At 75.4% G+C, this 2,030-nt stretch carries 1 protein-coding gene; it reads left to right on the plus strand.

Annotated elements, in window-relative coordinates; translation table 11 throughout:
• Positions 1-349: 349 nt before the first annotated feature.
• Positions 350-1,882 carry an AAA family ATPase gene (locus BN12_RS24045; RefSeq protein ID WP_235432490.1) on the plus strand — a complete coding sequence of 511 codons (1,533 nt, stop codon included), beginning with the start codon at positions 350-352 and terminating at the stop codon, positions 1,880-1,882.
• Positions 1,883-2,030 lie beyond the last annotated feature (148 nt).

Below are 2,030 nucleotides of genomic sequence, written 5' to 3' on the forward strand. Positions count from 1 at the left end.
GCCGACGCCCACCGTGCGGGCGCTCGCCGCGGCGGGCAGCCCCGAGGCGACGGCGTATGCGAGGTCCCTCGCCCTCGTCTGCACGGCCGCCGCCGGACTCGGCACCCCGACGACGCAGACGGTCGGCAACGCCTCGGCCGCGGCGGCCGCCCAGCTCGGCGCCTTCGGATCGCCGACCCCGCCCGGCGCCCCACCGCCTGGTGCAGATCTCCCGATCGGGGCTTCTGCGCCACCTATGTCTGGTGCAGATCTCCCGATCGGGGCCTCTGCGCCACCGGTGTCTGGTGCAGATCTCCCGATCGGGGCTTCTGCACCACCGGCGAGCGGCCCGACGTCCACGACGGAGGAGGTGACCCGCCAGGTCCGCCGCCTGTGGGACGACGTGACGAGCCGGCTCGCCGCCCTGCGGGCCGGTCCGGACGGGCCGGTGCGAGGCGCCGACCCCTCGGGCGGGTCGCCGCTCGACCTCGGTCCGGACGCCGACCCGTGGGCCCCGGGTGCCTTCGGTGACCTCACCTCTCCCGCTCCGTCCCCACGTCACGGGTCGACGATCGAGCCGTCGGGTCGACCCCACCGGACAGGGACCCCGGGCGGATCGCCGCCCACCGACCCGGACGCGTCCGCATACCCGCGGGCATCGCGTGAGATCGGGACGCTTTCCGCGGAACCCGGCGACTCGGAGGACGGTGGCTCGGCGGTAGGGGCGGACGGCGGCTCGGTGGACGGGGTCGGCGCGGGAGCGGGTGCGGCGGACGGGCGCGGGGACGACGCAGAGCCGGAGAGGTCGGTCGAGGAGCTGCTCGCGGAGCTCGACGCCCTGACCGGCCTCGCCGCCGTCAAGGCCGAGATCCACCGACAGGTCGCCCTCCTCACCGTCGAGGCCAAGCGCGCCGCGGCCGGACTGAGGACCCCCGACCTCACCCGCCACCTCGTCTTCACGGGCAACCCCGGCACGGGCAAGACGACCGTGGCCCGCCTCGTCTCGGGCATCTACCGGGCGCTCGGCCTGCTGTCGCGGGGTCAGCTCGTGGAGGTCGACCGGTCCGAGCTCGTCGCCGGCTACCTCGGCCAGACCGCGATGAAGACGGCCGAGATCGTCGAGAAGGCGGCCGGGGGAGTGCTCTTCGTCGACGAGGCCTACTCGCTCGCGGGCGACCAGTACGGCACCGAGGCCGTCGACACCCTCGTCAAGGAGATGGAGGACCGGCGTGACGACCTCGTCGTCATCGTCGCCGGCTATCCGCTGCCGATGGAGCTGTTCGTCGCGCAGAACCCCGGCCTCGCGAGCCGGTTCCGCACGACGATCGAGTTCGCCGACTACACCGACGACGAGCTCGTCGCGATCTTCCGCGGGATCGCGGAGGCGGCGGACTACGACGTGGGCGAGGCCGTCGAGCAGCGGTTCCGCGAGCTGCTCTCCGGCGTCGTGCGCGACGCCGCCTTCGGCAACGGCCGGTATGCGAGGAATGTCTTCGAGGGGGCCGTCGCCCACCACGCGTGGCGGCTGCGGGACGTGGCGGACCCGACCGTCGAGCAGCTGCGCGCCCTCGAACCGGCCGACCTCGTCGCCCCCGACGACACCGAGCAGAGCGTCCGGCCCTCGCCCGACACGCCGAGCGACGACGCCGGTACGGCGCTCGGCGATCCCGGCCCGGATGCGGCGCTCGACGAGCCGCGCCCGAGTCCAGCGTTCAACGAGGTGGGGCCGGGCGAGCCGGCGGATGGGTCAGGGGCAGGGGCGCCGGGACGCGGAGCAGAGCCCGGGAAGCCGACGGCCGAGCCGGGATCCCCTGGGGCGCCGGGTGGGTCCGCGGACGACGGCGTCCCGGTGGGACCGGCGATCGGCGATGATGGGGCCTCCGGGGAAGGGGGGACACCATGAGCCAGCCGGGTGGATGGGGTGCGGCGGCACCCCTCCCCTCCTCGCCGCCGCCGACGACAGCGGGTGCAGGCACAGGGGCACCGTCGCGCACCACGACGGCGGTCGCGTCGGCGACCGGTGTCGTCGGCCCGCGTGGCGCGCCCGGCGC

This window comes from Nostocoides japonicum T1-X7 (genome assembly GCF_001046855.1).
GTDB classification, from domain to species: Bacteria; Actinomycetota; Actinomycetes; order Actinomycetales; family Dermatophilaceae; genus Nostocoides; species Nostocoides japonicum.